The sequence below is a fragment of the Plastoroseomonas hellenica genome, assembly GCF_018129085.1.
GTDB classification, from domain to species: Bacteria; Pseudomonadota; Alphaproteobacteria; order Acetobacterales; family Acetobacteraceae; genus Plastoroseomonas; species Plastoroseomonas hellenica.
This window is the reverse complement of the sequence record NZ_JAAGBB010000021.1, coordinates 78,728-104,959: the sequence shown is the minus strand read 5'-3', so window position 1 is coordinate 104,959 and position 26,232 is coordinate 78,728. Positions and strand designations below refer to the sequence as shown.

At 70.3% G+C, this 26,232-nt stretch carries 25 protein-coding genes; 19 read left to right on the top strand and 6 right to left on the bottom strand.

All coding sequences use genetic code 11. The annotated features are described in order from the left end of the window. Positions 1–38 precede the first annotated feature (38 nt). Entirely contained in the window at positions 39–515 is a 477-nt protein-coding gene (locus tag GXW71_RS18035) for a T6SS effector amidase Tae4 family protein (RefSeq protein ID WP_211853942.1), read from the top strand. A 7-nt stretch (positions 516–522) separates the two neighbouring features. On the opposite strand, the gene GXW71_RS18030 is transcribed toward GXW71_RS18035, so the two are convergent. Beyond that, a complete protein-coding gene (locus tag GXW71_RS18030; RefSeq protein ID WP_211853941.1) occupies positions 523–1,509 on the bottom strand; it encodes a hypothetical protein in 987 nt (328 codons plus the stop codon). 153 nt (positions 1,510–1,662) lie between these two features. Between GXW71_RS18030 and GXW71_RS18025 the strand changes: the two genes are divergently transcribed. After that, the gene (locus tag GXW71_RS18025) at positions 1,663–2,565 is read left to right on the top strand and encodes a dienelactone hydrolase family protein (RefSeq protein WP_211853940.1); all 903 of its coding nucleotides are present in this window, start codon (positions 1,663–1,665) and stop codon (positions 2,563–2,565) included. A gap of 15 nt (positions 2,566–2,580) precedes the next feature. On the opposite strand, the gene GXW71_RS18020 is transcribed toward GXW71_RS18025, so the two are convergent. Together GXW71_RS18020 and GXW71_RS18015 are read right to left on the bottom strand one after the other, a co-directional pair. Continuing rightward, positions 2,581–3,477 (bottom strand): alpha/beta hydrolase, encoded by an 897-nt coding sequence (locus tag GXW71_RS18020; protein WP_211853939.1) that lies wholly within the window; start codon positions 3,475–3,477, stop codon positions 2,581–2,583. Positions 3,478–3,524: 47 nt separating this feature from the next. Continuing rightward, positions 3,525–5,630, bottom strand: a complete 2,106-nt coding sequence (locus GXW71_RS18015) for a TonB-dependent siderophore receptor (RefSeq protein ID WP_211853938.1) — start codon at positions 5,628–5,630, stop codon at positions 3,525–3,527. 198 nt (positions 5,631–5,828) lie between these two features. Here GXW71_RS18015 and GXW71_RS18010 point away from each other — a divergent pair, with 198 nt between their 5' ends. The 3 genes from GXW71_RS18010 to GXW71_RS18000 all read left to right on the top strand — a co-directional run bounded on the left by GXW71_RS18010 (position 5,829) and on the right by GXW71_RS18000 (position 7,935). Beyond that, complete coding sequence (locus GXW71_RS18010) at positions 5,829–6,059, top strand: hypothetical protein (RefSeq protein WP_211853937.1); 231 nt, start codon at positions 5,829–5,831, stop codon at positions 6,057–6,059. A gap of 287 nt (positions 6,060–6,346) precedes the next feature. Beyond that, positions 6,347–7,327 carry a tripartite tricarboxylate transporter substrate-binding protein gene (locus GXW71_RS18005; protein WP_211853936.1) on the top strand — a complete coding sequence of 327 codons (981 nt, stop codon included), beginning with the start codon at positions 6,347–6,349 and terminating at the stop codon, positions 7,325–7,327. An 8-nt stretch (positions 7,328–7,335) separates the two neighbouring features. After that, a complete protein-coding gene (locus GXW71_RS18000) occupies positions 7,336–7,935 on the top strand; it encodes a nitroreductase family protein (RefSeq protein ID WP_211853935.1) in 600 nt (199 codons plus the stop codon). Between the two features lie 42 nt (positions 7,936–7,977). On the opposite strand, the gene GXW71_RS17995 is transcribed toward GXW71_RS18000, so the two are convergent. Next, positions 7,978–9,705 carry a cation:proton antiporter domain-containing protein gene (locus tag GXW71_RS17995; RefSeq protein WP_211853934.1) on the bottom strand — a complete coding sequence of 576 codons (1,728 nt, stop codon included), beginning with the start codon at positions 9,703–9,705 and terminating at the stop codon, positions 7,978–7,980. Between the two features lie 91 nt (positions 9,706–9,796). Next, complete coding sequence (locus GXW71_RS17990) at positions 9,797–11,128, bottom strand: MFS transporter (protein ID WP_246526674.1); 1,332 nt, start codon at positions 11,126–11,128, stop codon at positions 9,797–9,799. 140 nt (positions 11,129–11,268) lie between these two features. Between GXW71_RS17990 and cyoA the strand changes: the two genes are divergently transcribed. From cyoA to GXW71_RS17935, 11 genes are all read left to right on the top strand, one after another. Then, positions 11,269–12,447, top strand: a complete 1,179-nt coding sequence (gene cyoA / locus GXW71_RS17985; protein ID WP_246526673.1) for a ubiquinol oxidase subunit II — start codon at positions 11,269–11,271, stop codon at positions 12,445–12,447. A gap of 38 nt (positions 12,448–12,485) precedes the next feature. Beyond that, positions 12,486–14,459 carry a cytochrome o ubiquinol oxidase subunit I gene (cyoB, locus tag GXW71_RS17980; RefSeq protein ID WP_456315989.1) on the top strand — a complete coding sequence of 658 codons (1,974 nt, stop codon included), beginning with the start codon at positions 12,486–12,488 and terminating at the stop codon, positions 14,457–14,459. A gap of 3 nt (positions 14,460–14,462) precedes the next feature. Beyond that, positions 14,463–15,086: a cytochrome o ubiquinol oxidase subunit III gene (gene cyoC / locus GXW71_RS17975; protein ID WP_211853931.1), complete on the top strand. Its 624-nt coding sequence runs from the start codon at positions 14,463–14,465 to the stop codon at positions 15,084–15,086. After that, on the top strand, positions 15,083–15,460 hold the full coding sequence (gene cyoD / locus GXW71_RS17970; protein WP_211853930.1) for a cytochrome o ubiquinol oxidase subunit IV: 378 nt from the start codon (positions 15,083–15,085) through the stop codon (positions 15,458–15,460). Before cyoC ends, cyoD begins: the two co-directional genes overlap by 4 nt. Then, positions 15,460–16,215, top strand: coding sequence for an SURF1 family protein (locus GXW71_RS17965; protein WP_211853929.1), 756 nt, complete (start codon positions 15,460–15,462; stop codon positions 16,213–16,215). Before cyoD ends, GXW71_RS17965 begins: the two co-directional genes overlap by 1 nt. A gap of 130 nt (positions 16,216–16,345) precedes the next feature. Next, positions 16,346–17,629, top strand: coding sequence for an ATP-binding protein (locus GXW71_RS17960; RefSeq protein WP_367617326.1), 1,284 nt, complete (start codon positions 16,346–16,348; stop codon positions 17,627–17,629). Then, entirely contained in the window at positions 17,619–18,152 is a 534-nt protein-coding gene (locus GXW71_RS17955) for a response regulator transcription factor (RefSeq protein ID WP_211853927.1), read from the top strand. The genes GXW71_RS17960 and GXW71_RS17955 overlap by 11 nt, the downstream gene beginning before the upstream one ends. A gap of 248 nt (positions 18,153–18,400) precedes the next feature. Further along, the gene (locus tag GXW71_RS17950) at positions 18,401–19,552 is read left to right on the top strand and encodes a trans-sulfuration enzyme family protein (RefSeq protein ID WP_211853926.1); all 1,152 of its coding nucleotides are present in this window, start codon (positions 18,401–18,403) and stop codon (positions 19,550–19,552) included. Continuing rightward, positions 19,549–20,274, top strand: coding sequence for a TIGR04282 family arsenosugar biosynthesis glycosyltransferase (locus tag GXW71_RS17945; RefSeq protein ID WP_211853925.1), 726 nt, complete (start codon positions 19,549–19,551; stop codon positions 20,272–20,274). Before GXW71_RS17950 ends, GXW71_RS17945 begins: the two co-directional genes overlap by 4 nt. Beyond that, a complete protein-coding gene (locus tag GXW71_RS17940) occupies positions 20,271–21,002 on the top strand; it encodes a glycosyltransferase family 2 protein (RefSeq protein ID WP_211853924.1) in 732 nt (243 codons plus the stop codon). The genes GXW71_RS17945 and GXW71_RS17940 overlap by 4 nt, the downstream gene beginning before the upstream one ends. A 19-nt stretch (positions 21,003–21,021) precedes the next feature. Next, positions 21,022–22,086, top strand: coding sequence for an NAD-dependent epimerase/dehydratase family protein (locus GXW71_RS17935; protein WP_211853923.1), 1,065 nt, complete (start codon positions 21,022–21,024; stop codon positions 22,084–22,086). Between the two features lie 63 nt (positions 22,087–22,149). On the opposite strand, the gene GXW71_RS17930 is transcribed toward GXW71_RS17935, so the two are convergent. Further along, positions 22,150–22,608: a PRC-barrel domain-containing protein gene (locus GXW71_RS17930; protein ID WP_211853922.1), complete on the bottom strand. Its 459-nt coding sequence runs from the start codon at positions 22,606–22,608 to the stop codon at positions 22,150–22,152. Positions 22,609–22,672: 64 nt separating this feature from the next. On the opposite strand from GXW71_RS17930, the gene GXW71_RS17925 reads away from it, so the two are divergent. From GXW71_RS17925 to GXW71_RS17915, 3 genes are all read left to right on the top strand, one after another. Further along, entirely contained in the window at positions 22,673–23,350 is a 678-nt protein-coding gene (locus GXW71_RS17925; RefSeq protein ID WP_211853921.1) for a cytochrome b/b6 domain-containing protein, read from the top strand. A 72-nt stretch (positions 23,351–23,422) separates the two neighbouring features. Continuing rightward, on the top strand, positions 23,423–24,151 hold the full coding sequence (locus tag GXW71_RS17920; RefSeq protein WP_246526672.1) for a molybdopterin-dependent oxidoreductase: 729 nt from the start codon (positions 23,423–23,425) through the stop codon (positions 24,149–24,151). A gap of 50 nt (positions 24,152–24,201) precedes the next feature. Then, complete coding sequence (locus tag GXW71_RS17915) at positions 24,202–26,172, top strand: hypothetical protein (protein WP_211853919.1); 1,971 nt, start codon at positions 24,202–24,204, stop codon at positions 26,170–26,172. Positions 26,173–26,232: the final 60 nt, after the last annotated feature.

Here is a 26,232-nt window from a genome sequence, read left to right as displayed (position 1 = left end):
GTCCAGATTGCGGGCCGCACCGGCACGGAGGACGACGCATGGCCAAGCTGCCCGACTACGACACGCTGCTGAAATCCTATCCGAACATGGCGGCGGAGCAGGTGAAGACGCTGATCGGCGGCAGGGTCGATGCGGATTACATCACCAATGCCTGCACGCTCCGGGTGACGCGGGCGCTGAACTATTCCAATGCGAAGGTCCCCTTTATCAAGGACGAGGACGACAAGCAGCAGACGCTGAAGGGGGCGGACGGCCTCTGGTACATCTTCCGCGTCCGGATCCTGACCGGGTACCTGACCGGGAAATACGGCAAGCCCAATGTCACCGTGACGGCGAAGAAGGGCGAGGGCGCGAAGACCGACACCCTGATCGGCATCAAGGGCATCATCGGCATGGAGGTCGCGGGCTGGTCCGACGCCACCGGCCACTACACCCTCTGGGACGGCAAGGCCTGCGTCGACGCCACCGACTACTTCCCGAAGGCGGTCAAGGTCATGCTCTGGAAGGCGGCGTAGAGCCGGGTCAGCGGCGCAGTGCCCGCGGCGGCTTCTGCTCCTGCGCCTGGGTGAAGCGGGTGGGCCGCGCCTCCCGGAACATCGGGATCGGCCTTCCGAAGGGCTTCAGCAGCGTCCCCGTGCGCGGGCCTGCAACTCCTGCGGCTGGTGACGAGGCCGCGGGTGGAGCGGCGGTGGATACGGGAGGGGGCGCATCGGGTTCCGCCAGTGCTTCCGCCGCCACGCCCTCCCGGCTGGCGACCGTCAGCGGCAAGGCGATGGCGTCGGACTCCGATGCCGGCTCGGCGCTCGCGGTTTCGGTGGGCATCGGCTCGGGGCCGGGGCGCTCAGGGCCGGCGGCGGCGAGGGGCGCCGGGCGTGCTTCGTCCGGCCCGGAAGGGGCCTGGCCCACGCCCGCGAAGGCGGAGGCCGGCGCGAGGGATGGCTGCGTGTCTTCCGCGAAGATTTGCCCATCGGCGAAGAACAGGCCGAAGCCCGTCAACATCGCCAGGACGGCGAACCCGGCGGCGAGGTGATGCCGGCGGGCCAGGCGCCGCGGGCGCGCCCTGCCAGCCGCGGGGACAGGTGCTGCGAGGGAGGCGTGCACGGCAGCGATCCAGGCATCGCCCTCCGGCAATTCGAGCGGCCCGGTCCCGGCATAGGTCCGCGCCAGCACCTTCGGGAGATTAGGCAGTTCCGTCTCGGCCAGATGGATACGGAGCGCCGGCAGCCGCGGGTCGAGGCGGCGGAGAAAGCCCGCCAGTTGGAGCTCGGCGTCGAGCGATTCCGGCGTCTCCTCCGGCACCCCGGCAGAAGGCCAGATGTCGAGGATGGCGACGCCGCGCACCGGATGCAGCAGCACGAAACGGCGCTTGCCACAGCGCGGCGCACCCGGCAGGCCGGGCAGCGCCTCGGCCGGCAGGACGGTCCATTCGGCGTCGAGCCAGTGCCTGCCTTCCTGCGGCCCAGGCTCCCCGATCGGGGTGGCACCCTGGCGATTGGCTGCGGGGGCCATGCGATATCCTCCTGAACCCGAACAGGCAGGACGACAACGCAGAGCATGGCATGCGGGACAGTGGGGCGGCGGATCACAAGAAGGAGGGGCGGGACCCGTATCATTCCGCCAGTATGCCGACCGGTGCTGGCGGATCGAGGAAGGAGGGCGGTGATGCGCGGGAGAGCGGCGGGCTGGCGGGCATGGCGCCGCATCGTGGCGTCGGGGGCGCAGGCCGCGCTCGGGCTCGCCCTGCTCGCCGCCTGCGCCGCGACCGGTGGAGGCGGTGATGATGACGGGCCGCCGCGGCTGGGGGGCGCTGCGTCGTCGCGGTCCGTACCGCCGCCCGGGGAAGGCGGCATCCGTGCCGAGGTCGGCGGCCTTCCGGTGACCGTGCTGCTGCCGCCGGGCGCCGGGCCTTTCCCGATGGTGGTGATGCTGCATGGCTGCAACGGGCTCCGTCCCAATACCTGGGCGCGCTGGGTGCGGCCCTGGGCCGTGGCGCTGCATACCGAGGGCATCGGCGTCGCGGTGGTCGACAGCTTCATGCCGCGAGGCATCGACCAGGTCTGCACCCGCGGTGCCGCCGCCTGGGCGCGCCAGCGCGCCAACGACGCCCACGGCGTGCGCGCCTGGCTGGCCGCCGCGCCCTATGCCCGGGCCGACCGCATCGCGGTGATGGGCATGTCGAATGGCGGGCGCACCGTGCTTGCGGCCCTGCGAAGCCTCAGCGAAGCAGGGCCACCGCCGGACGGGCAGGGGTTCCGCGCCGGGGTGGCACTCTATCCGGGCTGCCAGTCCGACACCGATGCGCGCTTCGCCGCCCCGATCCTGGTGCTGATCGGCACCGGCGACACGGTCACGCCAGCCCGCTTTTGCGAGGCGCTGCGGGATGCGCAGCCGCCGGGCGCGCCGCCGGTGACGCTGGTGCTCTATCCGAACGCGCTGCACAGCTTCGACGTCGACCTGCCGGAGCGGCGCTATCTCGGCATGCAGCTCGGCGGCGACGCCGCGGCGGCGGCCGATGCGCGGCACCGCGTGCTGGCCTTCCTTGCGGCCCAGGGGATGGGGCGCTGACGCAGGCGATCCGCCTCAGCCCGCCTCCGGCCCCAGCGCGAAGCGGATGGCGCGGTTCACCGCCGGCGGCAGCAGCGACATATGCGTCTCGCCGGGGAATTCCTCGACCACGGTGGTGAGGCCGAGGGCGGCGAGCCGCGCACCCATCTCCCGCGCATGCTCGATGTGTCGCCCGCGTTGCAGCGCCTCCAGCCGGCGTGCGGCGTCGGGCGCGGCTTCCTGGAAGGGCGCGAGCCGCGCCTCGTATTCGCCCGCGCCCATCAGCAGCCGCGGCGTGCCACGCTGTTCCGCCGTCAGCGCCGCGTAGCGCCGTTCGGAGGCGAGCAGCGCCGCATCCTCCCAGTAGATCGACGGGCTCATCGCGATCCAGGTCGAGAAGGCGCGCGGCCGCGCGAAGAGCGCGTGCAGCACGAAGAGGCCGCCGAAGGAATGGCCGAAGATCGATTGCCGCGCGGAGTCGATCGGCGCGCGCGCGGCGACGAAGGGCTTCAGCTCGTCTTCGATGAAGCGGAGGAAGTGGTCGGCGCCACCGGTGCGCACCTCGGGCCCGCCCGGCCGGTGCGGCGGGAAGCTGCGCCCGGGCGGCGGCGAATAATCCCAGGACCGCCGCACGCTGTCATAGGCCTCCTCGGTCGGGTAGCCGATGCCGACCAGCACCGCGTCGCGGATGCCGGTGCCGGCGGGATAGCCCGCCTGCACGCGGAGCGCGTCCACTGCGATGCCCATCACCGCATTGGCATCGAGCAGGTACAGAACCGGCCAGCCGGATGCCGGCGGCTGGCCCGCCGGCCGGCGCAGGAAGATGCGCCAAGGCGGGCCGCCGGTGCGCGGCGCCAGGTCGAATTGCCGCAGGCCGGGGATCGCGACGGGATCCCCGTCGCTGCCCTGCGCGCGGGCGCTGCTGGCGAGCATCGGAAGGCTCAGGCCAAGACCAAAGGCGGTGCGGCGGGAGAGCGCCCTCAAAACCGGTACCCCAGGCTGGCGAGCACAGTGCGACCCGGCCCCCAGTAGCAGATCCCTGGCTGGCAATTGGTCGTCGCGGTGTCGCCGAGATTCTGTCCGCTGAGCGTCGCCCGCCATGGCCCCACATCGTAGCGGATGGAGGCATCGACCAGTAGGCTGTCGCCATTCTCCCGCGTGTTCGCGGTGTCACGGTAGCTCGACCCATTGTAGCGGAGGCCGAGCCCGAGGCTGAGGCCGGCGAGCCGCCCTTCCGGCGCCTGCCAGTTGGTCCAGAGCGCCGCGACGTGCTGCGGGATGCCGACCGGCCGCTTGCCGAGATCGGCGCCGTTGCTCGCCACCGTCTCCACATCCTGGAAGGTGTAGGATCCGAGCATGCTGAAGCCGCCGCCCAGCACCAGTTGCGCCTCCAGCTCGACGCCGCGGGAGCGTTGCTCGCCGGTCTGGACCGAGAAGGCGCGGTTCACCGGGTCGGTGGTCAGCGTGTTCTCGAGGTTGATGTGGAACAGGGAGGCGGTGACCAGGCTCTCGCTGCCCGGCGGCTGGTAGCGCAGCCCGACCTCGAACTGGCGCCCGCGCAGCGGCTCGAAGGGGCGGCCGAAGCGGTCGGTGCCGAGCTGCGGGGAGAAGCTCTCGGAGTAGTTCGCGTAAGGCGCCAGTCCGCTCGGATCGAGATAGACGATGCCGATGCGGCCTGCGAAGGCCGAGGGGTCCTGGGTGGTGGTGACGCCGGTGAGGCGGTTCAGCGTATCCGTCTCGGTCCAGTCGTGGCGGCCGCCGATCGTCACCACGACGCGGTCCGCGATGCGGATCTGGTCCTGGAGATAGACGCCGAGCTGGTTCAGCGTTTGCCGGCTACGGCTCGCGGTCAGCGCCGGCCGCGCGACCGCGAGGCCGTAGACCGGGTTGGCGAGATTGAGCGACGGCGCCGGGCCGACGCCCATGTTGAAGTCCGAGCGCTGGCGGAAATACTCGACGCCGGCGAGCACAGTGTGGCCGAGCGGCCCGGTTGCGAAGCGCAGCTCCGCCTGGGTGTCGACGCCGAAGCTCTGCAGGCTCTCCTCGAGCCAGGTGGCGGAGCGGGAGACGGTGTTGCCGACGGTGCCGGTGCCGCCGAGATAGCCGGCCTGCAGGTCTGCCTGGCCGTAGCGCAGGTGCTGGCGGATGGTGATCGCGTCGGTGGCCCGGTGCTCGACGCGGTAGCCCGCCTGGTACTGGTTCTGCAGGAAGCGCGCGAAGGACGGGTCGTCGGTGCGCACCCGGGTCGGCGTGCCGTCGGGGCGGGTGTAGTAGGCGGCGCTCGCGATCAGGCTGTCCTGCTGATAATGGCCGTACAGCGTGATGGTGGTGCTGTCGGTCGGGCGCCAGGTGATCGCGGGGGAGAGGTAGATGCGGTCGTCGGGCGCATCGGGGATCTCGGATTCCGCATCGCGCAGCACGCCGGTCATCCGGTACAGCACGCGCCCGTCGCCGACCGGTCCTGTCAGGTCGAAACTCGTCTGGTAGCGCTGGTGGCTGCCGAGCGAGAGCTCGACCTCGCCGGAGGGCGTGGCACTCGGCATGCGGCTGATGCGGTCGATCAGCCCGCCGGCCGGCCCCTGCCCATAGAGGACGGAGGCGGGGCCGCGCAGGATGACGATGCGATCCAGGCCATAGGTCTCGGTGCGGAAGCCGAGCAGCCCGGCGCTGAAGGCCTGGCGCAGCCCGTCGCGGTAGTCGCCGAGCAGGTTGACCGGAAAGCCGCGGATATAGATCTGGTCGAAGCGCGGATCGAAGCCGAAGACGCCGGTGGTGACGCCGGCGCTGTAGCGGACCGCTTCCGGCATGCTCTGCGCCCCGGTCGCCTCGATGAAGGCGCGGGGGATGACGGAGATCGATTGCGGGGATTCGACGATCGGCGTGTCGGTCTTGGTGCCGGCGGCGCTGCGCGTGGCGCCGAAGGCGGGCGCGCCGCCGGTCACGTCGATCTGCGGCAGCACGGCGGTGCCGCTGCCCTGGGGTGCCTCCTGCGCGCCGAGGCCGCCTGCCGGCATGACGGCGCCCGCCGCCAGCAGCGCCAGGGCGCAGCGCCCTGCCTTCCCACCCAAGCTCGATCCACGCGGCATGCCGGCACCCCTCGTCGTTGCGATTGGGCTGCCGAATAGTGCGAATAATTCTTAATATCAATATAGTGTCACCAGTCAGCGGGACGGACCGCCGGAGGAATCTTCGCGCCCGCCGCGCCGGCCGGGCAGAGCTATCCACTTTAGTGGCTTCGTGATCCAATATAGTGGACCTTGGGTGACGGTGCGCAGGGAGAGCCGATGGACGAGAGTGGTGCAGCGCCGCCGCGGGCCGGCCACAATGGCGGCCCGCCGCTGGAGGAGGATGATCCCGGCGCATCCTGGCGCCTCTGGTGCTGGCGGCGGGCGAAGAAGCGGGCCTGGTCCGCTCCGCGGGAAATCGCGCTCCGCCGCCTGGCCCGCGCGGAGGAGCTCGGGATGAGCTACCGCGAATACACGCTGGAGATCCTGGAGCGCGGCCGCCACCTGTGATGGCAGCCGGAGCCGGCGCTCAGGGCGCCGGCTGCGAGGTCGCTCTCCAAGATCCACCGCCTCGGCGTTGTTAGTTCTCATACGTGAATAGGACCGCCGGGCTGGCAGGAAAGTCGATGGCCTGCATCGCGCTGGTTCCTGTCGGAACACCCTGGAAAGTACCGTATGAAACGCTGCGCTGCCGTTGACGGCTTACGCGTAGCTTGACAGACCTGGCATCGATAATTCACATACAAGAACCTATTCGAGTCCAAGAACAAACAAGGCCAGCCAGCCGAAGGGGGACCATGCTGCCCAGACGAATGGTGCTCGCCACGCTGCTGGCCGCCCCCGCCCTTGGCCATGCGCCCCAGGCCGCGGCGCAGCCGGCCTGGGCGCCTGGGCGTCCGATCCGGTTCTTCCAGGGCTTCGCTCCTGGTGGCACCACCGACATCCTCGCCCGCCTGCTCGCGCCGCTGCTCGCTGAGGCACTCGGCCAGCCCGTCGTGGTCGAGAACCGCGTGGGCGCCGGTGGTACCGTCGCCGCCGATGCGCTGGCCAAGGCACGGCCCGACGGGCACACCATGATGCTGCTCAACAACGGCTTCGCCGCCGCCGCCGCACTGTTCGAACGCCTGCCTTACGACCCGCTCGCCGATATCGCGCCGGCGACGGTTGTCGCCACCATGCCGCTGGTGCTGCTGGTCGCCGCCAATGCCCCCTATGCGAGGCTGGCGGAGCTCCTCGCCGCCGCCCGCGCCCGCCCGGACGCCCTGAACGTCGCGACCGTCGGCGTCGGCAGCACGCAGCATTTCGTGGCCGAGGCGCTATGGGCCCAGGCCGGCGTGCGCCTCACCCATATCCCCTATCGCGGCACGCCGGCGGCGCTGATCGCGCTGCGCAACGGCGAGGTGCAGGTGGTCGTGGAGACGGTCGGCGCCGTGCTCGGCCATATCAGCAGCGGAGAGGTGCGCGCTCTCGCGCTCTCCACCGCGGCGCGCTTCTCCGGCCTGCCGGAAACGGCGACCGTGGCCGAATCCGGCATCGGCAATTTCGACCTCGCCACCTGGTATGCCATCGGCTTTCCGGCCGGCACGCCGGAGGCGGTGCTCGCCCGCATCCAAAGCGAGACCCGGCGCGCGCTGGCGGATCCGGTGCTTGCCGCCCGGCTCGGCGAGATCGGCCTCAGCCCGGTCGGATCCTCGGTTGCCGAAGCGCGGGCGCTCGTCCCGCGCGAGATCACCCGCGCCCGCGAGATCGCGACGCGCGTCAACATCCCCCGCCAATAGGACCGCGCATGGATCGCACCGCCCCCGCAGCTCATCCCATCCCCGACCTCATCGCCGCACGCTGGAGCCCGCGTGCCTTCGCTGATCGCGCCGTGGACACCGCCACCCTGCAGTCGCTGCTGGAAGCGGCACGCTGGGCGGCGTCCTGCTTCAACGACCAGCCCTGGCACTTCATCATCGCGCGCCGCGATGCGGAGCCTGAGGCCTTCGCCGCGCTGCTCTCCTGCCTCTCTCCCAATAATCAGGCCTGGTGCGGCCACGCCCCGGCGCTCGCGCTCTCGGTCGCGCGCACCAGCTTCGCCCATAATGGCGCGCCGAACCGCCATGCCTGGCATGATGTCGGCCAGGCGGCCGCCAATATGACACTCGCCGCCGCGGCGCTCGGCCTGCAGCTCCATCAGATGGCAGGCTTTGATGCCACCAAGGCGCGCAGCCTCTTCGGCATCCCCGACGGCTTCGACCCGATCGCCGCCATGGCCTTCGGCTATCCCGGCGATCCCGTGACGCTGCCCGAGGCGCTCGCCACGCGCGAGGTCGCGCCACGCAGCCGCCACCCGATCGGCAGCTTCACCCATCTCGGCGCCTGGGGCGCGACGGAGCGGCTCTGACGCTGGGCGCCGCGCCCTCGCGGCCTGCCGCCGGACCGGCACTCAGGGTACCGGCGGCGCCACACCTTCCAGCATGCGGTGCGCGATCTCGCGCTCGCTCATGATGACGCGGTCGGCGCCGAGCTTCTTCAGGTGCGCGACCGCCGCATCGGAATGGGCGCGCGCCACGATCGAGATCGCCGGGTTGGCGGCGCGCGCCTGTTCCACGATCTGCCCGGCCTCGAAAGCCTCGGGGACGGTGACGAAGACGCGCCGCGCGGCAGCGAGGTTCGCGAGCGCCAGCAGCTCCGGATCCGCGGCATTGCCGAGCACGGCGTCGATGCCCGCCTCCCGGGCCGCCAGGCAGGGCGCCTCCAGATCCTCGAAGACCAGCAGCGGCCGGCCGGCGGCATGGAGGCCGGCGGCGACCAGGCTGCCGACGCGGCCATAGCCGATCACCACCTCATGGTCGGTCAGCGCCGGTACGATGATGCGCCCGTTCCTGTCCGCCGGCGCGGGCGCTGCCGCGGGTTCGCCCGGCGGATGCGCCGGCGCCGCGGGCGGTTCGATCTCGGGCGCTGCCGGCGCGGGCTCGGCCGGCAGCGGCCGCAGCCAAGCGGTGCGCAGCCGCTCCGCCACGGCGAAGAGGATCGGGTTGGCGAGGATCGAGAGGATGGCCGCGGCCAGCACCAGGTCGCGGCCTTCGGGCGGCAGCACCTGCAGATCGGTCCCGAGCCCGACCAGGACGAAGGAGAATTCACCGATCTGCGCGAGGCTCGCCGCGATGCTGAGCGCGGTGCCCCGGGGGTGGCGGAAGGCGCGGAGGATCGCATAGGCGACCACCGACTTGCCGAGGATGACAACCGCGAGCGTCGCGACGAGCGCGAGCGGCGCGGTCACCACCACCGCCGGGTTGAACAGCATGCCGACCGAGATGAAGAACAGCACCGCGAAGGCGTCGCGGAGCGGCAGTGCCTCCTCCGCCGCGCGTTGCGAGAGCTGGCTCTCCCCCATCACCATCCCCGCCAGGAAGGCGCCGAGTGCGAAGGAGACGCCGAACAGCTCCGACGCCGCGAAGGCGACACCGAGCGCCACCGCGTAGACCGCGAGGCGGAACAGCTCGCGCGATCCGGTATGCGCGGCGTGGTGCATGATCCAGGGGATCACCCGCCGTCCCGCGACCAGCATGATCGCGATGAAGGCCCCGACCTTGGCGAGCGTGATCGCGGCGGTGGCCAGGATTTCCCCAAAGCCCTGGCCGGCGGCGCCATGGACCGTGGACGCCAGCGCCGGCAGCAGCACCAGCGCCAGGATGGTCACCAGGTCCTCGACGATCAGCCAGCCGACGGCGATATGGCCACGCTCGGTATCCGCCACCCGGCGCTCCTGCAGGGTGCGCACCAGCACGACGGTGGAGGCGACGGCGAGTGCCAGCCCGAAGACCAGCCCGGCGCCCGCCCCCCAGCCGAGCAGCCAGGCGAGACCCATGCCCATCAGCGTCGCGACGACGATGCGCCCGATCGCGCCCGGTACCGCGATCGGCCAGACGGCCAGCAATTCCTTCAGCGAGAAATGCAGGCCGACCGCGAACATCAGCAGGATGACGCCGATCTCCGCGAGCTGGTTCGCGAGATGCTGGTCGGCGACGAAGCCCGGCGTGAAGGGTCCGACCACGACGCCCGCCAGCAGATAGCCGACGATGGGCGAGACGCGGAAGCGATGGGCCAGCAGGCCCAGCGCGAAGGCGAGGACGAGGCCAAGCGCGATCGAGGCGATCAGCGGGGCATGCATGCGCGGCTCGGATCAGCTTCCCGGTGGCGGCGCATGATGGCGGGTGGATGCCGGCGACGGAACCCGGGATCGTTGCCCGGGATGCTGGACCCTATCCCGGCGGCGGCGCCAGGCGCCGGTTCAGTGCCAGCGCCACCAGCGTGCAGACCGCGCCCGAGAGCAGGTAGGCGCCGGCCGCGATCAGCCCGAAGCGGCTGGAGAGGATCAGCGCGACGAGCGGCGCGAAGCCGGCGCCGACCAGCCAGGCGAGGTCGGCGGTCAGCGCCGATCCCGTGTAGCGGTAGGCATTGGGGAAGGCGGAGGCGACGGCGCCCGAGGATTGCCCGAAGGCGAGGCCGAGCAGCACGAAGCCCAGCGCCATGAACACCGCCTCCCCGATGTCGCCGCCATCCAGGAGTTGCGGCGCGAAGCCGCTGAAGGCGGCGATCGCGACGGCGGTGACGCCGAGCAGCGCGCGCCGGCCGATCCTGTCAGCGACCATGCCGGAGGCGATGATCGCCAGTACCCCGATCACCGCGCCCGCCGCCTCGATCGCCAGGAAGCGTGCCGGCGCCTGCCGCGTGAACAGGAAGACCCAGGAGAGCGGGAAGACCGTCACCATGTGGAACAGCGCAAAGCTGGCGAGCGGCGTGAAGGCGCCGATGACGACGTCACGCCAATGCGCGCGGAGCGTCGCGCCGACCGGCGCCGGCTGCAATGCCTGGCTCTCGAACAGCTTGGTGTAATCCGGCGTCACCACGATGCGAAGCCGTGCGAAGAGGGCGACGACATTGATCGCGAAGGCGACGAAGAAGGGGTAGCGCCAGCCCCAGTCGAAGAAATCCTCCGCCGAGAGAGAGCCGAGGAAGAAGGCGAAGAGCCCGCTCGCCACGATCAGGCCGAGCGGGGCGCCGAGCTGCGGGATCATCGCGTACCAGCCGCGCCGCTGCCTCGGCGCATTGAGCGCGAGGAGCGAGGCGAGCCCGTCCCAGGTGCCGCCGAGCGCCAGGCCCTGGCCGATGCGGAGCAGCGCCAGCAGCAGCGGCGACGCGGCACCGATCTGTGCCTGTCCCGGCAGGAAGGCGACCGCGACCGTCGAGCAGCCGAGCAGGAACAGCGCGATGGTCAGCTTGGTGCCGCGCCCATGCGCGCGGTCGATCGCCATGAACAGCGCGGTGCCGAAGGGACGCGCGACGAAGGCGAGGGCGAAGATCGCGAAGGAATAGAGCGTGCCGGTCAGCGGATCGGCATCGGGGAAGACGAGTTGCGGGAAGACGACGACCGAGGCGATCGCGTAGACGAAGAAGTCGAAGAACTCCGAGGTGCGGCCGATGATCACGCCGACCGCGATCTCGCCCGGGTTCACCTCCCCATGGCGGGCATGGGCCTCCGGCAACTCCTGCCCGAGGGGCTGTGGGCTCGGTTCGGCGGCTGCGACCATCATCGGCGCTGTTCCTGATCGTCCAGTCGGTGTCCTAGCCTGACCGGCAGCGGCGGGGGATTGGGCAAATTGTCCAATGGCCGCGCCGCTGCGGCGCCGCTACCCGATGCATGGCAACCCCGCCTGCCGCGATCGGACCTGCCTTGCGCCGCCTTCGGACCCTTGCCCTGCTGCCGCTCCTGGCGCTCCTCGGCGCCTGCAACTTCGTGGTGATGGCGCCCTCCGGCGACGTCGCCGCGCAGCAGCGCGACCTGATCATCGTCTCCACCGTGCTGATGCTGCTGATCATCATTCCGGTGATGGTGCTGACCGTCTTCTTCGCCTGGCGCTACCGACAGTCGAACAAGGCGGCGCGCTACGATCCGGACTGGCACCATTCGACCCAGCTCGAGCTGGTGATCTGGGCGGCGCCGCTGCTGATCATCATCGCCCTCGGCGCCATCACCTGGACCGGCACGCATCTCCTCGATCCCTATCGCCCGATCGGCCGCGTCGCCGCCGGCCGGCCGCTGCCGGAGGAGGTGCGGCCGCTCGATGTGAACGTGGTCGCGCTCGACTGGAAATGGCTGTTCATCTACCCCGAATACGGCATCGCGACGGTGAACGAGCTCGCCGCGCCCGTCGATCGCCCGATCCATTTCCGGATCACCTCCAGCGCGGTGATGAACTCCTTCTACATCCCGGCGCTGGCCGGCCAGATCTACGCCATGCCGGGGATGGAGACGCGGCTCAACGCGGTCATCAACCATGCCGGCGATTATGAGGGCTTTTCCGCCAATTACAGCGGCGCCGGCTTCTCCGGCATGCGCTTCACCTTCCGCGGCCTGAACGCGGCGGGGTTCGAGGCCTGGGTCGACCGCGCGCGCGCGACGGACGCCATGCTCGACCGTCCCGCCTACCTGGCGTTGGCCCGGCCGAGCCAGAACGAGCCGGCGCGGCGCTGGGGCCGGATCGATCCCGATCTTTATGGCGCCATCCTCAACATGTGCGCCGAGCCCGGCCGGATGTGCATGAACGAGATGATGGCGATCGATGCCCGCGGCGGCCTCGGCCGTGCCGGGATCCATGCCGTGCTGCCGGCGCTGGATGCGGCCGGCGCCCGCGTCGGCGCGGTCTTCGGCCCGGGCCCGGGCTTCGTGCCGAGCATCTGCTCGGTCGAGGAAGCGGCCGCCGCGGCGATCGCGGCGCGGAGCCGCACGAGCCTGGCGCCAGCCCCCACCACGGCACCGGTGCGCGGCGCCGGCCTGCCGCGCCCGTCCTTCACGCCCGCGGCACCCGCCACCACCTGGCTCGGCGGATCGCGCCGGCCCTCCGATTCCTGAGGCCCGTCATGTCCGACCATCCCGCGACGCAGAGCCTCCTGTTCGGCCGGCTGACCTTGGACGCGCTGCCGCTGCACGAGCCGATCCTGGTCGCGACCTTCGCGGTCGTGGCGCTCGGCGGCATCGCGCTGCTCGCCCTGCTGACCCGCTATCGCCTCTGGGGCTATCTCTGGACGGAGTGGTTCACCAGCGTCGACCACAAGCGCATCGGTATCATGTACATGGTGCTCGGCCTCGTCATGCTGCTACGCGGCTTTGCGGACGCGATCATGATGCGCCTGCAGCAGGCCATGGCCTTCGGCGGCAGCGAGGGCTACCTCAACGCGCACCACTACGACCAGATCTTCACCGCGCACGGCGTGATCATGATCTTCTTCGTGGCCATGCCGCTGGTCACCGGCCTCATGAACTACGTGGTGCCGCTGCAGATCGGCGCGCGCGACGTCTCCTTCCCCTTCCTCAACAATTTCAGCTTCTGGATGACGGCGGGCGGGGCGGCGGTCGTCATGATGTCGCTCTTCGTCGGCGAATTCGCGCGCACCGGTTGGCTCGCCTATCCGCCGCTCTCCGGCATCGCCTATAGCCCCGATCCCGGGGTCGATTACTACATCTGGGCCCTGCAGGTGGCCGGTGTCGGGACATTGCTGTCCGGCGTCAATCTCGTCTGCACCATCGTGAAGATGCGCGCGCCGGGGATGGCGATGATGAAGATGCCGATCTTCACCTGGACCGCGCTCTGCACCAACGTGCTGATCGTCGCCGCCTTCCCGGTGCTGACCGCGGTGCTCGCGCTGCTCTCGCTCGACCGCTACCTCGGCACCAACTTCTTCACCAACGACTTCGGCGGCAACCCGATGATGTACGTCAACCTCATCTGGATCTGGGGCCATCCGGAAGTCTACATCCTGATTCTGCCGGCCTTCGGCATCTTCTCCGAGGTGGCGTCGACTTTCTCGGGCAAGCGCCTCTTTGGCTACAGCTCGATGGTCTATGCGACCGTCGTCATCACCATCCTCTCCTACCTGGTCTGGCTGCACCACTTTTTCACCATGGGCTCCGGCGCCAGCGTGAATTCCTTCTTCGGCATCACGACGATGATCATCTCGATCCCGACCGGCGCGAAGATCTTCAACTGGCTGTTCACTATGTATCGCGGCCGCATCCGCTTCGAGCTGCCGATGATGTGGACCGTCGCCTTCATGCTGATCTTCGTCATCGGCGGCATGACCGGCGTGCTGCTCGCGGTGCCGCCGGCCGATTTCGTGCTGCACAATAGCCTGTTCCTGGTCGCCCATTTCCACAACGTCATCATCGGCGGCGTGCTCTTCGGCCTTTTCGCCGGCCTCAACTACTGGTTCCCGAAGGCCTTCGGCTTCCGCCTCGACCCCTTCTGGGGGAAGATGTCGTTCTGGTTCTGGGTGCTCGGCTTCTTCTTCGCCTTCATGCCGCTCTATGTGCTGGGGTTGATGGGCGTCACCCGGCGCTTGCGCGTCTTCGACGACCCCTCGCTGCAGATCTGGTTCGTGATCGCGGGCTTCGGCGCCGTGCTGATCCTGCTCGGCATCGTCGCCATGTTGGTGCAGATCTTCGTCAGCATCCGCCGCCGGGAAGCGCTCCGCGACCCGACCGGCGATCCCTGGGATGGGCGGACGCTGGAATGGGCAACCGCCTCGCCGCCACCCGCCTACAACTTCGCCTTCACGCCGGTGGTGCATGACGGCGATGCCTGGTGGGACATGAAGCGGCGCGGCTACCAGCGGCCGACCGAGGGCTTCCGGCCCATCCACATGCCGCGCAACACCGGCGCCGGCGTGGTGCTGGCCGGGCTCAGCACCGTGCTCGCGGTCGCGTTGGTCTGGTACATCTGGTGGCTCGCGGCGCTCTGCTTCGCCGGCCTGATCGCGACGGCCATCATCCACAGCTTCAACTACCACCGCGATTTCCACATCCCGGTGGACGAGGTGGTCGCGGCCGAGGATGCGCGCACCCGCCTTCTCGCGGCGCGGAGCTGATCCATGGACACGACCGTGGCCACCATCGACCGCACCGTCTTCCATCTGGAGGAGGAGCATGGGCATGCCGAAGGCGGCAGCACCATGCTCGGCTTCTGGATCTACCTGATGAGCGACTGCCTGATCTTCGCGGTGCTCTTCGCGACCTATGGCGTGCTGGGCGGCAACTACGCGGCCGGCCCCGCGCCCAAGGACCTGTTCGAGCTGCCGCTGGTCGCGCTCAACACCGCGATGCTGCTGTTCTCCTCCATCACCTACGGCTTCGCCATGCTGGCAATGCAGGAGGGGCGGCGCGCCGCGACCCAGGCCTGGCTCGCGGTCACCGGCCTCTTCGGCTTGGCCTTCCTCGGGATCGAGCTCTATGAGTTCGCCCACCTCATCCATATCGGCGCGACGCCGCAGCGCAGCGCCTTCCTGTCGTCCTTCTTCACCCTGGTCGGCACCCATGGGCTGCACGTCACCTTCGGCATCGTCTGGCTGGTGACGCTGATGGTGCAGGTGGCACGGCACGGGCTGATCCCGGCCAACCGGCGGCGGCTGATGTGCCTCAGTATGTTCTGGCACTTCCTCGACGTCATCTGGATCGGCGTCTTCACCTTCGTCTACCTGATGGGGATGCTGCGATGAGCACCGACGCGCAGGCCGCGCATGGCGCGGCCGCTCATGACGATGGCCACACCCATGGCACGCGGCGCTCCTACCTGATCGGCTTCGGGCTGTCGGTGGTGCTGACCGCCATCCCCTTCTGGCTGGTCATGACCGGCGCGCTCGGCAGCCAGCAGGCGACGGCGCTCACCATCATGGGCTTCGCCGTGGTGCAGATCGTCGTGCACATGATCTACTTCCTGCACATGACTAGCCGTTCGGAAGGTGGCTGGTCGATGCTGGCGCTGATCTTCACCCTGATCCTGGTGCTCATCACCCTGACCGGCTCGCTCTGGGTCATGTACCACCTCAACACCAACATGATGCCGCCGCACGACATGAGCGGCATGCGGTGATGGCCGGCCGCCGTCCGGCCTGGCTGGCGGCGCTGCTCGGCCTCGCCGCACTGGCCGGGATCGCGGGCCTTACCGCACTCGGGATCTGGCAGCTCGAGCGCCGGGTCTGGAAGCACGACCTGATCGCGCAGGTGGAGGGCCGCATCCACGCGGCGCCCACGGCGGCGCCCGGCCCGGCCGCCTGGCCGGCGATCGATGCCGGCGATGCCTATCGGCGCCTCCGCCTCACCGGGCATTTCCTGCACGGGCGGGAGACGCTGGTGCAGGCCGCGACCGAGCGCGGCAGCGGCTACTGGGTGCTGACGCCGCTCGTGGCCGAGGACGGCTTCACCATCCTGGTCAATCGCGGCTTCGTGCCGCCGGAGCGGCGCGACCCCGCCGCACGCGCCGCCGGCCAGGTTGCCAGCGCGGTCACGGTCACTGGCCTTCTGCGGCTGACCGAACCTGGCGGCGGCTTCCTGCGCGCCAATGATCCGGGGGCGGAGCGGTGGTATTCGCGCGATGTCGCCGCCATCACCGCGGCGCGCGGCCTTGCCGGGGCCGCGCCCTATTTCATCGATGCCGATGCCACGCCCAATCCCGGCGGGCTGCCGATCGGCGGGCTGACGGTCATCGCCTTTCCCGACAGCCACCTGATCTATGCGCTGACCTGGTTCGCGCTGGCCGCCATGCTGGCCGGCTGGCTGGGCTATGGCCTATACGACAGGTCGAGGCTGCGTCCGCGCGCGGGCGGGGCAGGGATGTTGACCGGGTGAGCCGAATGCAGCGGCCAGAGCGTGATGACTTGAGGCCGCTTCGGCCGAAAAGTCTGAATCACGCGATCAAACAAAGTCCTGGAGCATGATCCCTGAGCGCAAGCGAACGCATCATGCTCTAGGCCTTGGCGTGCCACCGGCGGACGACACGACCAACCGCAAGAACATGATCCTGCTGATCCAGCTCCGCTGGATCGCGGTCGCGGGCCAGGTCGCGACAATCGCGGTCGTGGAGCTCGGGCTCGGCATCGCGCTGCCGCTCCTGCCCATGGCGATCGTGGCCGCCGCGCTGGTGCTGCTCAACCTCGCGAGCCTCCTCTGGCTGCGGCGTGGCGTCGCGGTCAGCAACCGCGCGCTGCTCATCGCCCTGATGTTCGATGTCGTCGCGCTGACCGCGCAGCTCCATCTGAGCGGCGGCGTCAGCAATCCCTTCACCTCCCTCTATCTGCTGCAGCTCACGCTCGGCGCGATCCTGCTGGAGGCCTGGTCGACCTGGGCGATCGTGATCACCGCCTGCGCCGGGCTGCTCGGCCTCACCGCCCGCTATCGCCCGCTCGCCCTGCCGGCGGATGGTCCCGACCTCTTCACCCTCTATATCCTCGGCATGCTCATCGGCTTCGTCCTGAACGCGGTGCTGGTGGTGGTCTTCATGACCCGGATCAACCGCAACCTGCGCGAACGCGACGCGCGCCTGGCCGCGCTGAAGCAGCATGCGGCGGAGGAGGACCACATCGTGCGCATGGGCCTGCTCGCCTCCGGCGCCGCGCATGAGCTCGGCACGCCCCTCGCCTCGGTGTCGGTCATCCTGAACGACTGGCGGCGCATGCCCGCCTTGTCCAGCGACGCCGAGCTCGCGCAGGAGATCCAGGAGATGCAGGCGGCGGTGCAGCGCTGCAAGGAGATCCTGACCGGCATCCTGATCTCCGCCGGCGAAGCGCGCGGCGACGCCCCGGCCGTGACGACGGTGAACGCCTTCCTCGACGGGCTGGTCGCGCAATGGCGCGCGGCGCGCTCGGCCGGCACCCTGCACTACGCGAATGGAGTGGACGAGGATCTCGCCATCGTCTCCGACACCGCGCTCAAGCAGGTCGTCTTCAATGTGCTGGACAATGCCTATGAGGCGTCGCCCGGCTGGGTCCACTTGGCCGCCGCGCGGGAGGACAACACGCTGACCATCCGGGTCAGCGATGCCGGCCCCGGCTTCACCCCGGAGATGCTGGCGCATTTCGGCAAGCCCTATCATTCAACCAAGGGGCGGCGCGGCGGCGGGCTGGGGCTGTTCCTGGTCGTCAATGTCGTGCGCAAGCTCGGCGGCACCGCCACGGTCAGCAACCGCCCCGAAGGCGGCGCTGCCGTGGAACTGGTGCTGCCGCTCGACGCCCTCGCGATTGGAGACCACCCGCATGAGCGCTGAACCGCTGCTGATCATCGTAGAGGATGACGACGCCTTCGCGCGCACCCTCAAGCGCTCCTTCGAGCGGCGCGGCTATGCGGTGCTGCTGGCGGCCGGCCTCGGCGAGCTGACCGCGCTCCTGAAGGAGCATTCGCCGGATCGCGCGGTCGTCGACCTGAAGCTCGCCGATGCGTCCGGGCTCAGCGCCGTGGAGCTGCTGCACGCCCATGACCCGGCGATGCTGATCGTGGTACTGACCGGCTTCGCGAGCATCGCGACGGCGGTGGAGGCGATCAAGCTCGGCGCCTGCCACTACCTGGCCAAGCCCGCCAATACCGACGACATCGAGGATGCCTTCAACAAGGCGGCCGGCGATGCCGGCGTCGCGCTGCCGGCGCGCCCGACCAGCATCAAGACGCTGGAATGGGAGCATATCCACCGGATGCTAGCGGAGACCGACTTCAACATCTCCGAGACCGCGCGGCGGCTCGGCATGCATCGCCGCACGCTCGCCCGCAAGCTGGAGAAGCGCCAGGTGAAGTGATCCGGGAGGGGCAGCGCCAGGCCCCGAAAATGTGACGCGGGCGGCGTAACCGACGCCGGCCCCCGGGCGTATCCCGACCAGGCGTCGCTGGCGGAGGGCCTGCTTGGATATCGTCGTCGTAGTGTCATACGGCCGCGCCCTCCGGTGCGGCGCCGTATCACGAAGTTGTGGCTGCACGGCCGGCGCCAGCGCCCGCGTGTTTGCTTCACCATGCGGATGTCCCGCATCCGAATGGGAGGGGCGCCGCCATGAATGATGGGCCGGACGAGCTCCTCTCGCCGCGGACGCTGGCCGCGCGAGGGCCACGATTCCAGGAATCGCCGACACGGGCCCTGACGCCGCCGATCGATGTGGCGACGACCTATATCCGCGACGCGGACAATGGCTATCCGATGGGTCGCGTCTATGGACGGTCGGACAATGCCTCCGTCCAGCACGCTGAAGCGCAGATCGCGGCCCTTGAGAATGCGCGATCGGCGATGCTCTTCAATTCCGGCATGGCCGCCGCGGCGGCGGTCTTCATGGCGCTCGATCCCACCCATGTCGTCGTCCCGACCCTGATGTTCCGGGGCCTGCAGCGATGGCTGCGGGGCATCGGCCGCCATGGCCACGAACTGACCGCGATCGACATGGCCGATACCGGGGCGGTCCGGCAGGCGATCCGCCCCGGCCGGACCGGCCTCGTCTGGATCGAGACGCCGAGCAACCCGCTCTGGACCATCACCGACATCGCCGCCGTCGCCGCCTGTGCCCATGACGCCGGCGCCCTGGTCTGCGCGGATTCGACCGTGGCGACCCCGGTCCTGACCCGGCCGCTCGATCTCGGCGCCGATATCGTCATGCATTCCGCCACCAAATACCTGAACGGGCATTCGGATGTGGTCGCCGGCGTGCTGGCCGTCCGGCGGCCCGGCGCGCTCTGGTCGCGGATACAGGAGTTCCGCAGCCAGCAGGGCGCGGTCATCGGCCCCTTCGATGCCTGGCTGCTGGCGCGCGGGCTGAAGACGCTCGACCTGCGGGTTCGGGAACAGAGCCGGAGTGCGGCGCTGCTGGCGGCCCGCCTGGCCGCGCATCCCGCCATCGCGACGGTGCTCTACCCGGGCCTGCCGGACCATCCCGGACATGACGTCGCGCGGCGGCAGATGGCGGCCGGCTTCGGCGGCATGCTTTCGATCCGCCTGCGGGGCGGTGCCGCGCAGGCGATCGGCGTCGCAGCGCGGGTCGCACTCTGGGAGCGTGCCACCTCCTTCGGGGGCGTCGAGAGCCTGATCGAGCACCGCGCATCGATCGAAGGCGCAGATTCGCCCTGTCCGGACGACCTGCTGCGCCTCTCGGTCGGACTCGAGGATCCGGGGGATCTCCTCCGTGACCTGATGCAGGCGCTGGAGGCAGCGCCATGAATGCGGAGGACGCCAAGGTCGCCATCGCGATCATTTGCAAGACGCCGACCCCCGGGCGGTCGAAGACCCGGCTGTCGCCACCGCTGCTGCCGGAGGAATGCGCGGAGATCTCCGCCTGCTTCATCCACGACCTCGCGGCCACCATCGGTGGCCTGGCGGAGGCTGGCGGCGTCGCCGGCGGCGCAGTCTACACGCCGGTTGGGTCGGAAGCGCAGCTCCGCGGCCTGCTCCCCGTGGAATTCATGCTCGTGCCGCAGGGGGAGGGCGATCTCGGCGCGCGCCTGCACAAGGGCATCGCCGACCTGCTGGCGGCGGGCCATGCCGGCGCGATCATCGTCAATTCCGACAGCCCGACCCTGCCGCACGCCATCCTGCAGGATGCGGTCGCAGCACTCCGCCGCGGCGATGCCATGGTGATCGGCCCGGCGATCGACGGCGGCTATACGCTGATCGGCCTCACGCGCCCGCATGCGCGCCTGTTCGAGGACATCCCCTGGAGCACCGACGCGGTCTTCGCGCTGACGCTCGAGCGTGCGCGGGAGATCGGGCTGCCGGCGGTCATCCTGGATCCCTGGTACGACATCGACGATGCCGCCACCTATGCGCTGCTCGAAGCCGAGCTCGCCGGTGATCGGCCCGGTTTCGCGGTCGCGGCACCGCAGGATGCCCCCTGGACGCGGGCCTTCGTCGAACGCCGCCGCGCCGGGATCGCCGCCGCATGAGCGCGCCATCGGGCCGCGCGACGGTTGCGGTGGTCATCCCCTGCCTCGATGAGGAGGCGCCGATCGCCGGCGTGGTGCGGGAAGTGCTGGCGGAAGGCATCGGCGAGGTGATCGTCGTCGACAACGGTTCGACCGACCGTACCGCCGCGGTCGCGGCCGCGGCCGGGGCGCGCGTCGTCAGCCAGCCGCTCCGCGGCTATGGCCGGGCCTGCGCGGCCGGCGTCGCGGCGGTGGCGCCGGGGACCGACATCGTCTGCTTCATGGATGGTGACGGCAGCGACGTGCCCGGCTTCCTGCACGCGGTCATCGGCCCCGTGGCCGATGGCAGCGCGGATTTCGTCATGGGGTCGCGCCTGCGCGGCCGGCGGGAGCCAGGCAGCATGACGCCGCAGCAGATCGTTGCCGGCCGGCTCGCGGGCCTGCTGCTGCGGCTGACCTATGGCGTGCGCTGCACCGACATGTCGCCGATGCGGGCGATCCGCTTCGACCGCCTGGCCGCGCTCGGCATGGCCGAGCAGACCTATGGCTGGAACCTGGAGATGCAGATGCGGGCCGCCGCCGGCGGCCTGCGCTGCCTTGAGGTGCCGGTCGACCACCGCTGCCGCCGCGGCGGAGAATCCAAGGTCTCCGGCAATCTCACCGCCGGGCTGAAGGCCGGCTGGAAGATCACCACCACCTTCCTGCGCCTCGCCGCGTCGCTGCGCCGGCGCAGGGCAGCGGTGGGATAGACGCGAAGGAGAAGACGGCATGCGCATCCTGTTGACCGGCGGCGCGGGCTTCATCGGCCAGCACGTCCTGGCGGAGCTGCTGCGGCGCGGCCACGCTGTCCGGGTGCTGGATTCGCTGAGGCCCGATGTGCATCGCGGCGATGCGCGCTGGACGCCACCCGCAGGCGTAGAGCTGATCGTCGGCGATGTGCGCGACCGGCCGCAGGTCGATGCCGCCCTGGCGGGCACCGATGCCGTCATCCACCTCGCGGCCAAGGTCGGCCTCGGCGTCGATGTCGGCGACCTGCCGGACTACGCCTCCTCGAACGATGCCGGCACCGCGACGCTGCTGGCTGGCATGGCGGCGGTCGGTGTGGGGCGGCTCACCCTCGCGAGCTCGATGGTCGTCTATGGCGAGGGGGTCGGCCTCTGCCCCGAGCATGGCGCCGTCCGGCCGGCGCCGCGGCTGGAAGCAGCGCTGGCGGTGGGCGAGTTCGAACCGCCCTGTCCGACCTGCGGCCGTCCGCTCGGCACGACGCTGGTCGATGAGGACGCACCGCTCGATCCCCGCAATGCCTATGCCAGCAGCAAGGTGGCGCAGGAATTCTACGTGGCGAACTGGGCGCGGGTGACCGGCGGTTCCGCCGCGATGCTGCGCTACCACAATGTCTATGGTCCCGGCATGCCGCGCGACACGCCCTATGCCGGGGTCGCGGCGATCTTCACCTCGGCGCTGCGTGCCGGGAAGCCCCCCCGCGTGTTCGAGGATGGTCGCCAGCGGCGCGACTTCATCCATGTCCGCGACATCGCGGCGGCGACCGTCGCCGCCTGCGAGCGGCACGAGGCAGGCCTCGTCGCCTTTAACGTCGGGTCGGGAACACCGCGCACGGTGGGCGAGATGGCGGTGGCGCTGGCCCGCGCCCTGCAGGGGCCGGAGCCGGTGGTGACCGGCCAATACCGGCTCGGCGATGTCAGGCACATCACCGCCGATTCCACCCGGCTGCGGGATGCGCTGGGCTGGCGGCCGATGGTCGGCTTCGAGGAGGGCATGGCCGAGCTCGCCCATGCGGATGCGCTGGGAGCTTCGCCGCCACGCACGCCGTAACCTTGCCGCCCGGCCCGCCGAAGCCCCTGCGAAGAGGAGGGCGGCGTGTCGAGCCAAGATCTGTCAGCGCCGGGTGATCGCGACCCGGATGATCTCGTCCGGCCCGATCGGCATGCCGGCATCGCCACGCCAGGCGGCCAGCGTCAGGAAATCGCCGCGCGGGATATCGAGCACGGCGATCTGCCGCCCGAGCATGGCGACGGTCTCGATCGGCACCGGCACCAGCTCGCCGCCGATGCCGAACCAGGCGCCGCGGCGCGCCACCAGCAGGGTATGGCCCTCCGCGGTCCGCACCACACGCTCCACACGACCGATGGTGCGATCATCGGCATCGAGCAGCGGCAGGCCGATGAGGTCTCCGACCCGCGCGGGCTGCGGGAAGCGCCGCTGCATTCGCTGCTCCGGTGTCAGCCCGTCCGGCGCCTGCACCGCCACGCCGTGTTGCGCTGCCGCCATCCCGGGGGCAAGGCCGGTCGCCAGCAGCGCGGCCAGCGGAATGGCGAGACGAGCGAGGCTCTGCATCGGAGCTCCTCCTCAAGAATGGAAAGCGGCCGCTTCGGCGGTCCTATGACGGGAGGTTGGACGCATGGGCAGTGAGATCAAGGCCGGGCCTCCGCGGCCGGGGGCGCGGATGCATCCCGCCCTGGTGCGGGTGACGCACTGGACCAATGCGGTCGCCATGATCGTCATGATCATGAGCGGCTGGAAGATCTACAATGACGAGGTGATCTTCGGCTTCCTGCATTTTCCGGAGGCGATCGTCCTCGGCAAATGGGCGCAGCACGGGTTGCAGTGGCATTTCCTCGGCATGTGGATCCTGGTCCTCAATGGCCTGGTCTACCTGGCCTATGGCCTGCTCTCCGGCCGCTTCAGGCGGCTGCTGCTGCCGATCCGCCCGCGCGAGCTGCTGCGGGAGGTGAAGGCGGCGCTGACCTTCCGCCTGCATCATCCCGACCTCACCCGCTACAACGCGGTGCAGAAGACGCTCTATCTCGGCGTCATCCTCGTGATCATCATGCAGGTGCTCTCCGGCCTCGCGCTTTGGAAGCCGGTGCAGTTCTCCTGGCTGGTCGTGCTGTTCGGCGATTTCCAGGGCGCGCGGCTCGCGCATTTCATCGGCATGGCGGCGATCGTGCTGTTCCTGCTGGTGCATGTAACGCTGGCGCTGCTGGTGCCGCGCACCCTGGCTGCCATGATCGGCGGCGGGCAGCGCATCGCCGCCGCGCCGCGTGACGTCTCCTCCTCTCCTGCCGCGCATTCCTGAACGGAGGCCGCCATGCTCTTCCGCAAGTCATCTTCGCGGTTCCGCCCACCGCAGGTGCCGGACCGGGCAATCTTGCGCGAGCACCGCAAGGTCATCGATGAGATCGGCCGCCGCGGCCTTCTGCGCGGCACGATGAGCCTCGGCGCGCTCACGCTGCTGACCGGCTGCGACGTCTCCGAGCAGGACCAGGTGCAGCGTGTGCTGCGCTCGGTCTCCGCCTTCAACGACTGGGTGCAGGCCCGGCTCTTCGATCCCGACAAGCTCGCGCCGCGCTATGCGGCGTCGCAGGTGCTGAAGCCGCCGCGCTTCAACGCCTATTACGGGATCGAGGATGTGCAGCCGATCGATGCCGCAACCTGGAGGCTCGAGCTCGCCGGGCTGATCCAGGACAAGCGCCCCTGGACTTTGGAGCAGATCCGCGCATTGCCGGAGCAGGAGGAGATCATTCGGCACATCTGCGTCGAGGGCTGGGACTATATCGGGCAGTGGTCGGGCCCCAACCTGCGCCAGTTCCTGACCCGGGTGGGCGCGGATCTGGGCGCGAAATACGTCGCCTTCCACAGCCATGACGACTACATGGAAAGCATCGACATGGCCTCCGCGCTGCACCCGCAGACCATCCTCGCGACCAAATATGCGGGCGATCCCATCGGCGATCCCTATGGCTTTCCGCTGCGCCTGCGCACCGCGGTGAAGCTCGGCTTCAAGAACCCGAAATGGATCCGCGCCATCGAGGTGACCAACACCTATCCCGGTGGCTACTGGGCGGATCGGGGCTTTAATTGGCACAGCGGATTGTGAGACCTGTCGGGGCGATGGGCGGGATGACCGGGATAGGCTAGCCAGAGGCCATGGCCTCGACCTTCTCCGTCCTGCTCTGCGCCCTCCTGGGCCTGGCGCTCTGGACCGGCACCGGCTGGGTGGTCGCCCGGCGGCTGCCCTTCGGCCGCGCGCTAGCCCTGCCCATGGCGCCCGCGCTCGGCTGGGCGGCGCAGAACGCGGCGGCGCTCGCGCTGTCGCTGGTCGCCGGGCTCTCGCTCTGGACGATGCTCGGCGCGGCGGCGCTGCTATGTGCGGCCGCGCTGTTGATGACGGCGCCACCACCGGCACCGGAGACGCCAGGGGCGACGCGCTGGCTCTATGTCACCGCAGCACTGCTGGCGCTGCTGCCGGCGGCGGCGGTGCTGCCGAAATTCACCGCCGATGGCGTCATCCTGGCGGCGCCGATCTATGACCATGCGAAGATCGCGCTCGTCGCGGAGATCTCCCGCGCCGGCGTCCCGCCCGTCAACCCGATCTATGGCGGCGACGGGGCGACGCCGGGTGTCGCCTACTACTACCTCTGGCATTTCGGCGCGGCGCAGCTCGCGCGGCTTGCCGGCGCCAGCGCCTGGGAAGGCGATGCCGCCGCGACCTGGTTCACGGGTTTCGCTTCGCTCTGCCTGGTGGGCGGCCTCGCGCTGCGGATCGGCGGCCGCTGGATGGCGCCACTGCTCGCGGTTGCCGCCTGCGGCACGGGATCGCTGCGGCCGGTGCTGGCGCTGCTGCTCGGCCAGGACCTGCTGGACCGGCTGCTCCGGCCGGCGACCGGCCTCGCCGGCTGGCTGTTCCAGACGAGCTGGAGCCCGCATCACGTGGCGGCCGCCTGCTGCGCCGTGCTAGCCGCGCTGCTGATGGCGCGGCTCGCCGCGCGGCCTTCGGGTTTCGCGGCGTTGATCCTCGCACTCACCGTCGCGGCGGGGTTCGGCAGCTCGCTCTGGGTGGGCGGCGTCGTCTTTGCCCTCGCGGGCCCGCCGATGGCCGTCGCGCTGCTGGTCGCAGCGGAGCCGGGCCGGCGCTGGCGCTTCATCGCATGCTGCATCGCCGCGGCACTCCTCGCCGCTGCGCTCTCGGCGCCGTTGCTCGCCGAGCAGCTCCGCGCCGCCGATGCCCGCGGCGGCGGCGCCCCCGTCATCATCGGCGCCTTCCGGGTGCTGGGCCCGGCCTTCCCCGACCCGCTGCGCCGGCTGCTCGACCTGCCGGCCTATTGGCTGGTGCTGCTGGTGATCGAGTTCCCGGTGGTCTTCCTCCTGGGTGGCGCGGCGCTCGGGCGATGGGCGACACGACGCGAGGCGGAGCGGGAGGCGCGGCTGCCGGCGATCGCGCTCGCCGTGCTGGCGGTGGTGAGCTTCGCCGGCGGCTGGCTGCTGGTGAGCACTGCCGGCGAGAACAACGACCTCGGCTGGCGGGCGGTGCTGCCCGGCGTCCTGATCGTGACCGCGGCCGCTGCCGCGGCCATGTCGCGATGGTTCTCCCGTGGGCCGGCCTGGGCTGCCGCGGCCATGATCGGCGTCGCGGCCGCCGCGCTGCCCGATGCCGGCGACATCGCCTTCAACAACCTGGCCGGCGATCCCGCGTCCTCCGCCGCTGCCTTTGCCGAGGCGCCGGCGATGTGGGCGGCGCTTCGCCGTCACGCGCCGCCCGATGCCCGGGTGGCCAATAATCCGGCCGCACTCGCGGACATCACGCCTTGGACGGTGAACATGTCCTGGGCGCTGCTCGCCGACCGCCGGTCCTGCTTCGCGGGGCATGAGCTGGCGGTCGCCTTCGCGCCCCTCACTGCCGAACGCCGCACCGCGATCTCCGAGCTCTTCCTGCGCGTCTTCGCGGGCGAGGGGACGCAGGATGACGTCACCGCGCTCGCCAGGCGCTATGGTTGCCGGGCCGTGCTGCTGACCGCCGGGGATGGCGCCTGGTCGCGCGACCCCTTCGCGCCGAGCCGGCACTACCGGCTGGCCGAGGCGGCGCCGGGCCGGTGGCGCGTCTATATCGCGACGGAGTAGCCCGATGGTTCGGTAGCCGCGGCTGCATGGCAACTTCACCGCCCGTCCACGGAACGGCGC

What these genes read in the sequence shown, in the direction of transcription:
- GXW71_RS17925 (WP_211853921.1), top strand. Translation starts at nt 22,673, where the DNA reads ATGGGCAGTGAGATCAAGGCCGGGCCTCCGCGGCCGGGGGCGCGGATG.
- GXW71_RS18000 (WP_211853935.1), top strand. Translation starts at nt 7,336, where the DNA reads ATGGATCGCACCGCCCCCGCAGCTCATCCCATCCCCGACCTCATCGCC.
- GXW71_RS17940 (WP_211853924.1), top strand. Translation starts at nt 20,271, where the DNA reads ATGAGCGCGCCATCGGGCCGCGCGACGGTTGCGGTGGTCATCCCCTGC.
- GXW71_RS17935 (WP_211853923.1), top strand. Translation starts at nt 21,022, where the DNA reads ATGCGCATCCTGTTGACCGGCGGCGCGGGCTTCATCGGCCAGCACGTC.
- GXW71_RS17915 (WP_211853919.1), top strand. Translation starts at nt 24,202, where the DNA reads ATGGCCTCGACCTTCTCCGTCCTGCTCTGCGCCCTCCTGGGCCTGGCG.
- GXW71_RS18015 (WP_211853938.1), bottom strand. Translation starts at nt 5,630, where the DNA reads ATGCCGCGTGGATCGAGCTTGGGTGGGAAGGCAGGGCGCTGCGCCCTG.
- GXW71_RS17950 (WP_211853926.1), top strand. Translation starts at nt 18,401, where the DNA reads ATGAATGATGGGCCGGACGAGCTCCTCTCGCCGCGGACGCTGGCCGCG.
- GXW71_RS17955 (WP_211853927.1), top strand. Translation starts at nt 17,619, where the DNA reads ATGAGCGCTGAACCGCTGCTGATCATCGTAGAGGATGACGACGCCTTC.
- GXW71_RS18025 (WP_211853940.1), top strand. Translation starts at nt 1,663, where the DNA reads ATGCGCGGGAGAGCGGCGGGCTGGCGGGCATGGCGCCGCATCGTGGCG.
- GXW71_RS17945 (WP_211853925.1), top strand. Translation starts at nt 19,549, where the DNA reads ATGAATGCGGAGGACGCCAAGGTCGCCATCGCGATCATTTGCAAGACG.
- GXW71_RS17995 (WP_211853934.1), bottom strand. Translation starts at nt 9,705, where the DNA reads ATGCATGCCCCGCTGATCGCCTCGATCGCGCTTGGCCTCGTCCTCGCC.
- cyoD (WP_211853930.1), top strand. Translation starts at nt 15,083, where the DNA reads ATGAGCACCGACGCGCAGGCCGCGCATGGCGCGGCCGCTCATGACGAT.
- GXW71_RS18010 (WP_211853937.1), top strand. Translation starts at nt 5,829, where the DNA reads ATGGACGAGAGTGGTGCAGCGCCGCCGCGGGCCGGCCACAATGGCGGC.
- GXW71_RS17930 (WP_211853922.1), bottom strand. Translation starts at nt 22,608, where the DNA reads ATGCAGAGCCTCGCTCGTCTCGCCATTCCGCTGGCCGCGCTGCTGGCG.
- GXW71_RS18005 (WP_211853936.1), top strand. Translation starts at nt 6,347, where the DNA reads ATGCTGCCCAGACGAATGGTGCTCGCCACGCTGCTGGCCGCCCCCGCC.
- GXW71_RS18030 (WP_211853941.1), bottom strand. Translation starts at nt 1,509, where the DNA reads ATGGCCCCCGCAGCCAATCGCCAGGGTGCCACCCCGATCGGGGAGCCT.
- cyoC (WP_211853931.1), top strand. Translation starts at nt 14,463, where the DNA reads ATGGACACGACCGTGGCCACCATCGACCGCACCGTCTTCCATCTGGAG.
- GXW71_RS17990 (WP_246526674.1), bottom strand. Translation starts at nt 11,128, where the DNA reads ATGATGGTCGCAGCCGCCGAACCGAGCCCACAGCCCCTCGGGCAGGAG.
- GXW71_RS18020 (WP_211853939.1), bottom strand. Translation starts at nt 3,477, where the DNA reads ATGCTCGCCAGCAGCGCCCGCGCGCAGGGCAGCGACGGGGATCCCGTC.
- GXW71_RS18035 (WP_211853942.1), top strand. Translation starts at nt 39, where the DNA reads ATGGCCAAGCTGCCCGACTACGACACGCTGCTGAAATCCTATCCGAAC.
- GXW71_RS17965 (WP_211853929.1), top strand. Translation starts at nt 15,460, where the DNA reads ATGGCCGGCCGCCGTCCGGCCTGGCTGGCGGCGCTGCTCGGCCTCGCC.